The 8,894-nt window shown below is 60.0% G+C and carries 9 protein-coding genes and 1 pseudogene; 8 read left to right on the top strand and 2 right to left on the bottom strand.

The genetic code is table 11. The annotated features are described in order from the left end of the window. A pseudogene (locus tag AACS18_RS13365) lies at positions 1-90 on the bottom strand (two-component system response regulator CreB); the annotation flags it as partial. 77 nt (positions 91-167) lie between these two features. On the opposite strand from AACS18_RS13365, the gene AACS18_RS13360 reads away from it, so the two are divergent. Beyond that, complete coding sequence (locus AACS18_RS13360; RefSeq protein WP_005339356.1) at positions 168-941, top strand: DeoR/GlpR family DNA-binding transcription regulator; 774 nt, start codon at positions 168-170, stop codon at positions 939-941. 56 nt (positions 942-997) lie between these two features. Further along, complete coding sequence (glmS, locus tag AACS18_RS13355) at positions 998-2,830, top strand: glutamine--fructose-6-phosphate transaminase (isomerizing) (protein WP_005355853.1); 1,833 nt, start codon at positions 998-1,000, stop codon at positions 2,828-2,830. Positions 2,831-2,889: 59 nt separating this feature from the next. Here glmS and AACS18_RS13350 read toward each other — a convergent pair whose 3' ends face one another. Next, on the bottom strand, positions 2,890-3,666 hold the full coding sequence (locus AACS18_RS13350) for a helix-turn-helix transcriptional regulator (RefSeq protein WP_005357256.1): 777 nt from the start codon (positions 3,664-3,666) through the stop codon (positions 2,890-2,892). Between the two features lie 210 nt (positions 3,667-3,876). Between AACS18_RS13350 and AACS18_RS13345 the strand changes: the two genes are divergently transcribed. From AACS18_RS13345 to AACS18_RS13320, 6 genes are read left to right on the top strand one after another with little or no spacing between them, the layout of a single operon-like run. After that, on the top strand, positions 3,877-4,638 hold the full coding sequence (locus AACS18_RS13345) for a DUF3450 domain-containing protein (protein ID WP_181363220.1): 762 nt from the start codon (positions 3,877-3,879) through the stop codon (positions 4,636-4,638). Further along, positions 4,635-5,939, top strand: a complete 1,305-nt coding sequence (locus AACS18_RS13340) for a MotA/TolQ/ExbB proton channel family protein (RefSeq protein ID WP_108611846.1) — start codon at positions 4,635-4,637, stop codon at positions 5,937-5,939. The genes AACS18_RS13345 and AACS18_RS13340 overlap by 4 nt, the downstream gene beginning before the upstream one ends. Continuing rightward, a complete protein-coding gene (locus tag AACS18_RS13335; RefSeq protein ID WP_108611845.1) occupies positions 5,936-6,466 on the top strand; it encodes a MotA/TolQ/ExbB proton channel family protein in 531 nt (176 codons plus the stop codon). Before AACS18_RS13340 ends, AACS18_RS13335 begins: the two co-directional genes overlap by 4 nt. Continuing rightward, positions 6,463-6,864, top strand: a complete 402-nt coding sequence (locus AACS18_RS13330; RefSeq protein ID WP_005339369.1) for an ExbD/TolR family protein — start codon at positions 6,463-6,465, stop codon at positions 6,862-6,864. Before AACS18_RS13335 ends, AACS18_RS13330 begins: the two co-directional genes overlap by 4 nt. Beyond that, complete coding sequence (locus AACS18_RS13325; protein ID WP_108611844.1) at positions 6,861-7,523, top strand: energy transducer TonB; 663 nt, start codon at positions 6,861-6,863, stop codon at positions 7,521-7,523. The genes AACS18_RS13330 and AACS18_RS13325 overlap by 4 nt, the downstream gene beginning before the upstream one ends. Before the next feature lie 2 nt (positions 7,524-7,525). After that, positions 7,526-8,704: a hypothetical protein gene (locus AACS18_RS13320; protein ID WP_219927944.1), complete on the top strand. Its 1,179-nt coding sequence runs from the start codon at positions 7,526-7,528 to the stop codon at positions 8,702-8,704. Positions 8,705-8,894: the final 190 nt, after the last annotated feature.

Genomic DNA, 8,894 nt, shown 5'->3' with positions numbered 1-8,894 from the left:
GATGCTGGCCTCATCCTCCACCAGCCAGATGACTCTCTTTTGCATGGCATCCTCGTCGCAAATTGGCACCCCATTCTGGCATCGAACCAAATCGGATCCTATTTGCTGTTTTATTTTTCCGAAAAAGGGGCTAATATTCCGATGTTCTTTCGGATCGAAACTTAAAAATGACCAAACGTAATACTCAACAACGCCGACACACCATAGTGACCCTGGTACAAGAGCAGGGTGAAGTGAGCGTCGACGCCCTCGCCAAACACTTTTCTACCTCCGAAGTGACTATCCGTAAAGATCTGGCGGTACTGGAGACCGGCGGCCTGCTGCTGCGCCGTTACGGTGGCGCTGTCCCCTTGCCGAGCGAGATGGTGGTCGAGGCCAATCCTGAACAAGTTTCGAACCGAAAGTTAGCCATTGCCCGTGCGGCGGCCGAGCGGCTGCGTGATCACAACCGCGTCATCATCGACAGCGGCAGCACCACCAGCGCCATGATCCCTATGCTGGGCAACAAGCGCGGCCTCATCGTGATGACCAACTCCCTCAATGTGGCCGGTGCCCTGCGCGAGCTGGAAAATGAGCCTACCCTGTTAATGACCGGTGGCACTTGGGACCCTCACTCCGAATCCTTCCAGGGGCAGGTGGCGGAACAGGTGCTGCGCTCCTACGACTTCGACCAGCTCTTTATCGGTGCCGACGGCATCGACCCGGAACGTGGCACCACCACCTTCAACGAGCTGGTGGGCCTGTCGCGGGTGATGGCCGAGGTGTCGCGGGAGGTCATTGTGATGGTCGAATCGGAAAAGATCGGCCGCAAGATCCCCAATCTCGAACTTCCCTGGTCGAGCATCCATACCCTGGTGACCGACGAGGGGCTGGCCAGCGAGGCCAGAGAACAGATTCAAGCCCAGGGGGTGACGCTTATCTGCGCCCCGGTCACTTGCTGACATCGAGCTCTGAACCATCCAACTGACTTTACGATTTGCATCTCAAGGAGAAGTGTATGTGTGGCATCGTCGGGGCTGTTGCCCAACGTGATGTGGCTGAAATTCTGGTGGAGGGCCTGCGCCGTCTGGAGTACCGCGGTTATGACTCCGCCGGTGTGGCCGTGTTCAGCGCCAACCAGCCGTTGCAGCGGGTTCGCCGTCTGGGCAAGGTGGCCGAGCTGGCCAAGGCGCTTGACGAGCAGTCCGTCCACGGCGGTACCGGCATCGCCCATACCCGCTGGGCCACTCACGGCGAGCCTTCCGAGCGCAATGCCCACCCCCACGTTTCCGAACATATCGTGGTGGTGCACAACGGCATCATCGAGAACCACGAAGAGCTGCGGGAAGAGTTGAAGGCGCTGGGTTATGTGTTCAGCTCCGACACCGATACCGAGGTGATTGCCCATCTGGTCCATCACGAGCTGAAGAGCGCCGGCAGCCTGCTGGCCGCCATGCAGACTGCGGTGAAGCAGCTGCGCGGTGCCTACGGTACCGTGGTGATGGACAGCCGCGACGACAGCCGCGTGGTGGTTGCCCGTTCCGGTTCACCGCTGGTGATCGGCCGCGGTATCGGCGAGAACTTTATCGCCTCCGACCAGATGGCGCTGCTGCCGGTGACCCGTCGCTTCATCTTCCTGGAAGAGGGTGATGTGGCCGAGGTGACCCGTCGCGATGTGCATATCTTCGATACCAACGGCAACGCCGTGGTGCGTGAAGAGCAGGAGTCCGAACTCTCCCACGATGCCGGTGACAAGGGCGAATACCGTCACTACATGCTCAAAGAGATCCACGAGCAGCCCAAAGCGATCACCAATACCCTGGAAGGGCGTCTGGGCAGCGATCACGTGGTGGTCGAATCGTTCGGCAACGGCGCTCGCGCTATCTTTGACAAGGTCGAGCACGTGCAGATCGTCGCCTGCGGCACCTCCTATCACTCCGGCATGGTGGCTCGCTACTGGTTCGAAGAGATCGCTGGCGTCTCCTGCGATGTGGAGATCGCCTCCGAGTTCCGCTATCGCAAATCGGTAGTGCGCCCCAACAGCCTGCTGGTGACCCTCTCCCAGAGCGGCGAGACCGCCGATACCCTGGCGGCGCTGCGTCTGGCCAAGGAATCCGGCTACATGAGCTCGCTGGCTATCTGCAACGTGCCGGGCTCCTCGCTGGTGCGTGAATCGGATCTGGCCTTTATGACCCGCGCGGGGGCAGAAATTGGTGTGGCCTCCACCAAGGCATTCACCACCCAGCTGGCTGGCCTGCTGATGCTGGTGGCCTCGGTCGGTCACTGCCGTGGTCACCTGAGCGCCGCCGCCGAGGCCGAACTGGTCAAGGCGCTGCAAGCCCTGCCGCTGCGTATTAAAGAGAGCCTGGCGCTGGCCAAGGATATCGAAACCCTGGCCGAAGAGTTTGCCGACAAGCAGCACAGTCTGTTCCTCGGCCGTGGCAGCCAGTACCCCATCGCCATGGAAGGGGCACTCAAGCTCAAAGAGATCTCCTACATCCACGCCGAAGCCTATGCCGCTGGCGAACTGAAGCACGGCCCGCTGGCGCTGATCGATGCCGAGATGCCCATCATTGTGGTGGCGCCGAACAACGATCTGCTGGAGAAGCTCAAGTCCAACGTGGAAGAGGTGCGCGCCCGTGGCGGTATCCTCTACGTGTTCGCCGATGCCGATACCGGCTTCAAGAGCGACGAGACCATGCGGGTCATGAACCTCAACCATGTGGAAGAGGTGATCGCCCCCATTGTCTATACCGTGCCGCTGCAGCTGCTCTCCTACCACGTCGCCCTGATCAAGGGCACCGACGTCGACCAGCCGCGCAACCTGGCAAAATCAGTGACCGTTGAGTAAGTCACTCTCTCAAATGAAAAAGAGCCGCAATTGCGGCTCTTTTTGTTTCGGCTGAGGGGTTACGACAGCCGCAGGTTGGTGATGGTGACCTCGTCGAGGGAGGGCACTATGATGCCGCTGGTGATCCCTTTGGCGATGGCCTGACTGCGGTTCTTTGAGTCGGTCTTGTTGGTCACCTGGGTCAGGTGGAAGTTGACCGTCCGCTCACTGATGCCGAGGATGGTGGCGATCTCCCAGGAGGTCTTGCCCTCGCTGGCCCAGAACAGGCACTCCTTCTCCCGATCCGACAGTTCGGTCAGGTATTTCATCATATCCGGTCTGCTTTTGATCAGTTGCAGTGCGGAGTTGAAGATGTAGCTGGCGCAGAACGACAGCAGCGGGACATTTTCAAACATCAGGTCGGAGTTGGATTTCTCCTTGGTGATGAATGAGAGGATGCCGTGCTCCCCCTGCGGGGTGTGCAGCGGAAAGGAGACGCCATTGCGTACCCCGAAATCGGCGGCCAGGTTCATCACGTCGCGGCTGGCGCTGGGCAGCCAGGGCGAGTCGCAGTCGAGCTTGTTCCAGAAGATCGGCTGGGTCTGTTTCAGCCCCAGATAGACCACCGGGTCCTGGGTCAGATACTGGTTTTCGCTATAGGCGTCAAACCAGGTGGTCGGACAGTTGTTGAACAGTGCCACGTGGGATTTTTGCATGCTGATGGGGAAAATAATCAGCAGCCGAAAGTAATCGAAGCCCATTTGATGACTGAAGCGCTCCAGCAGTTGCTGGATATCGCTGGTTTTTGTTGCCTTGGTGAACTTGTCTATATGTTCCCAGATCGCATCGTTGAGCATTACTTTCTCCTTTTTCGATCTCTATCACACTGATCGAAAAGATTTTTTCTCGTTATTTATATTTGTGCGGTGGCTATTGGCGCCACTTATTCCGTGCGTGCTTAAAAATTATCCTGTTTTTGTGCATAAAGGCCAAGAAAATCCTCTCGTTGCCAGTCCGCCCTGCATTTGAGATAATGATAATAGTTATCATTAGTAAGATGTATTTCAATGAACAAATTATGGGGTGTGGCCCTGCTGCCACTGTCAGTCCACTTTGCTGCCATCGGGGATGAGCTGGTTGCTCCCGCCCTCAAGAACAGCATAGCTGCCGGGAAAGCCTCCCAGCAGCGGGTGGAAAAAGCCGCCGATGCCGCCGTTGCCGCACGACTGGAGCTGCAAAACGCCCAGCTGCAACTGCGTGACCTCGAAGCCTACAACCGCTACATGCAATCTCTGGTGGCCGATCAGCAAAATGAGCTGGGTAAATTGAGCCAGCAGCTGGAAGCGGTGCAAGAGACCCGTCAGGGCTTGATCCCGCTGATGTTGCAGATGCAGGCAGATCTGGAACAGCTGGTGCAAAATGACATCCCGCTGCGCAAGGAAGATCGGCTGGCGCGGGTTGAACAGTTGAAAGCGACCCTGGCCCGTGCAGACGTTAGCGAGGCAGAGAAATTCCGTCAGCTGCTGCAGGCCTATCAGATTGAAGCCGAGTACGGCAGCCGGATGGACAGCTATTCCGCCGAGCTGGAGCTGGATGGTGCTCCGCGTCGGGTCGATGTGCTGGCGCTGGGCCGGGTCTCCCTGCTGGCAATGACGGCCGATCGCAGTCAGGCATGGCGCTGGTCTGACGAGGCTAAGCAGTGGCAAGCCCTCGACAGCCAGTGGCTCTCCCCTATCGCCGAGGCGATGGATGTGGCCGCCGACAAGAAAGTTCCCCAGTTGCTCAATGTCCCCCTCTCTGTCAGCCGTACTCAGGAGGCCCAATCATGAGAGTCACCATGAAGTGGTTCCCCCTCCTTATTGCTCTCTTCTGCGGTACCAACGCCGCTGTCGCCGATGAGTGGCAGCAGCAGGAACAGGCTCGTGAACAGCAGGCTCAGCAAGATCTGGCGACCGTTGCCAGGGAGCTCGGCACTGCCCGCGCCAGACTGGCCGAGGCCCAGCGCCTGAGCAAGGAGCTGGCTGGCAAGTTCGCCAGCAACGAGAAGCAGCTGGTCGAGCTTAACGCCCAGTGGGAGCAAGCCTCCGGCGACATGAACGAGATCTTCGCGGTCACCCGTCAGAGCGCCAGCGATGCGGTCAAGCTGCTGAGCGAATCCGCCGTCGAGGGCCAGTACCCGGAGCGTCTCGCCCCGCTGAAAGCCATGGCACAGGATAAACAGGTGCCGGATCGCGCCGCCCTCGCCCTGCTGCCCGCCACTCTGCTGCAGGAGATCCGAGAATCTGGCCGGATTGCCCAATTCAACGGCAAGGTGCTCGATGCAAAGGGGGCTGCCAGCGAGCAGTCACTGACCCGGGTTGGCAGCTTTGCCCTGCTGGGGAGCGACGGCTTCCTGCAACCGACCGCCGAAGGCCTGAGCCCGGTACTGGGTCTACCCGGTAGCGTGCTCTCTGCCGTTACGGCTTATCAGGGTCAGGAAGGGGAAGCGCTGCCGCTGGATCCTTCTCATGGCACTCTGCTGGCGATGCTGGCGCAGGCGCCCACCTTCTGGCAGCAGGTACAGCAAGGTGGGCAGGTCGGCGCCATTATCGTGCTGCTGGCCGCCATCGGTTTGGGAATTGCGGCAGTACGGTTGTGGAGCCTCTCCCGCGAACTGGGTCGGGTGCGCCGCCAGCTCAAAAGCGGCGAGTACCATGCCGACAACGCCCTTGGTCGGGTGCTGACGGTGGCAGACAAACACCCCGAGCTGAGCATGGAGACCCTCGAGCTGCGTCTCGATGAGGCGATCCTGCAGGAGACTCCTCGTATGGAGCGCGGCATCGGTATGGTCAAGGTGATCGCGGCCATCGCCCCCATGCTGGGCCTGCTCGGTACCGTGACCGGGATGATCGGTACCTTCCAGGCCATCACCCAGTTTGGCACCGGCGATCCCAAGATCATGGCGGGTGGCATATCTATGGCGCTGGTCACCACGGTACAGGGCCTGGTTGCTGCCATTCCGCTGATCCTGGCCCACAGCCTGCTGCAATCGCGCTTCACCGAGCTCTCCAATGTACTTGAGCAGCAGGTGGCCGGCATTCTGGCCGAGCGCGCCGAGAGCAATAACAACGGGATGGAGCGAGCAGCATGATGCTCGACATCTGGCAACAGCTGCAGAGCTTCATGGGCCGTGGTGGCCCTGTGCTCTGGGTCATTCTGGCCCTGCTGGTGCTGATGTGGATTTTGATGATCGAGCGGCTGCTCTACCTCAATCTGGGGTTCGGCCCCTTGCAGCAACAGCTGCTCGGCCGTTGGCTGGCTCGCCGCGAGCGCCACAGTTGGCACGCACGGGCAATCCGCAGCCGCTGGCTGGCGCAGGCCGAGCTGGAACTCAACCGTCATCTGATCTTCATCCGCACCCTGGTGGTGCTCTGCCCCATGCTGGGGTTGCTGGGCACAGTGACCGGCATGATCGGCGTATTCGATGCGTTGGCTGCGGCCAACCGCTTTAACCCGGAGAGCATGGCGGGCGGGATCTCTCGTGCCACCATCCCCACCATGGCAGGCATGGTGGTGGCGCTCTCCGGCGTGTTGTTACTCAGTCGGCTCGAGAGTCAGGCCAAGCGTGCGCTAGCCAAGACCCGGGACGGCCTGCGAGAAGAGAAGGTAATGCAATGAGACGGCAATCCAAACGCCAGCGTGACGAAGTGCAGATCGACATGACCCCCATGCTGGATATCGTGTTCATCATGCTGATCTTCTTTATTGTCACCACCTCCTTCGTGCGTGAAGCCGGGCTCGAGGTGCACAGGCCCCAGGCCAGTCAGGCCAAAGCGCAGAAATCTTCCAGCATCATGCTGGCGATCGGGGCTCAGGGTCAGATCTTCCTCGACCGCAAGCAGATCGATGTGGAGCGGGTACAGGCCACCATCGCCCGCCTGCTGGCGGAGCAACCCGATGCCAGCCTGGTTATCCAGGCCGATGAGCGGGTGCCCCATGGCAAGGTGGTGCGGGTGATGGATGAGGCCAAGGCGGCGGGTATCGCCAATATCGCCGTGGCGGTGGCGCCGAAATGAAATACAAGCTGATGAGCCTGGGGCTGGGGATTGCCCTCAGTCTGGGTATCCTGCTGTTCATGGCCACCTTGGTTGAACCGCCCCGGGGCGAGAAGGTGGCGAGCGAGCAGAAGCCCATCGTCATCAATATGCAGAACGAGGTGACCGAGGTGCAGGTGCGCGAGCGTCCGGTGCCGCAGGAGCCCGAGCCTCTGCCAGAGCCTCCTGCCGCATTGGCCTCCACACCGCTGCCGATGCCCGCAGCGGCCCCCTTGGCGGCCGTTGAGCCGAGTCTGGATCTGGTTTCCAGCCTCAGTGCGGTGCAGGTCTATGCCCCCGGTGTAGCGACCAGTACCGCACCGGTATTGAGTGGCAATTACCACGGCCAGCAGCAAGGGGCGGGTATCGGCGCTGGTGACATGTTGATGCCGCTGCAACGGATCGAGCCGGTTTACCCCTATCGTGCCCAGCAGTCAGGGATCGAAGGATTCGTCACCCTGCGTTTTAGCGTGAATGCCGAAGGTGGTGTGCAGGATGTCGAGGTGATTGAGGCTAAGCCCAAACGTCAGTTCGAGCGGGCGGCCATTCAGGCGATCAACAAGTGGCGCTATCAGCCGAGACCGGGCGCCACCGACAAGCTGGTGCAAGTCATCACGCTCAAATTCAAACTGGAGTCATAACTATGTTGCGGATCTGGATCTGTCTGCTGGCCCTGGTTGGCCAAGCCTGCCTGGCGATGGAGGTCAGCCCTCACTTCTCCCGTCAGCTTGAACCCGTGATGAAGCTCTATCAGTCTGGCCAGTGGCAACAAGCCCAGAGCAAGGCATCCGTCCTCAAGCCAAATAGCGATGCCGAGCGTGCCTGGCTGGCGCAGCTGCAAGCCTCGTTGGCAGCCAATCTGCAACAGACCGCCCAAGCGAGCCGTTATGTTGAACAGGCCCTTGCCTATAAAGAGTGGCCCGAGCAGCAACAGCTCCAGCTGCTGCGACTGCGCGGCGATATTCAGGCCCAGCAATCCAACTGGTCTGGTGCCATTGCCAGCTACAAGGCGGCGCTGGCTCTCAAGCAAGACGATGCACTGCGCCTGCGTCTGGCTGGCCTCTATTACCACAACAAGCAGTACGGTGACGCCGCCAGCCAGAGCGAACAGTTGTTGAAGAAGGGTTGGCAGAAGCAGGCCGCAATTATTCGTCTCTCTGCCCTCACCGCCCAGCAACGTTATGGCGTGGCGGCCGATCAGGTGGCCGAGTTGATCAGCCACGAACCCAAAGAGAGCAAATGGTGGCAGCAGGCGGTGTCGCTCAACCTCTCTGCCAAACGGGGTGATCAGGCGTTGGCATTGCTGCAGACCGCCATCGACAAAAAACTGATGGATGACGCGTCTGCCCGCAATCAGCTGATCCGCCTCTATGCCTGGCAAGGGCTGCCTTATCGTGGTGCCCGTCTGCTTGACGCGGCCATGACCAAGGGACAGATGAAGCAAAGTGCTGAAAATCGCCAACTGCTGGCCCAATTGTGGGAAGGTGCCCGGGAGTGGTCACAAGCGGTCGATAGCTGGCAACAGCTGGCCAACCAGCATGGTCAGCCCAAAGCGGCCATGCGCGCCGCCGAACTGCTGCTGCAACAGGGCAAGACAGATGCCGCCATGACCCAGCTCGCCGCCATCAAGTCGGTAAAAGGCGAGCAAGGCAATCGTGCCAAAGCGCTGCTGGTGCAGGCACACCTTAATAAGGAGCAGTATGCCCAGGCGCTGGAACTGGCCCGAGAGCTGCAGCAGCAGGATAACTGGCAGCAGAAGGCAACCAGCTGGGTCAACTATATCCGGGCACAAAGCGAAGAGTTGAGCAAAAAAGCGGCGTAAAAGATGTGCCAAGGGGCTGTTTTGGGGCGTTCAGTTCGCTTTTTCAGCAAACGAACGCATTTTTGCAAAAAGCCCTTGTCATCCCGGCGCGGCTCCCTATAATGCGCCCCTACCAGCACGGCGGAACACGCCGGACTGATGAGCCAGCTTCCTAGCGAAGTGGGCGCCGAAAGAAAAGCGAAAACAATCG

The sequence above is a fragment of the Aeromonas sp. HMWF015 genome, from assembly GCF_963878965.1.
GTDB classification, from domain to species: Bacteria; Pseudomonadota; Gammaproteobacteria; order Enterobacterales; family Aeromonadaceae; genus Aeromonas; species Aeromonas veronii.
Note: the sequence above shows the minus strand (reverse complement) of the source record. Positions and strands in the feature narration are given on the sequence as shown.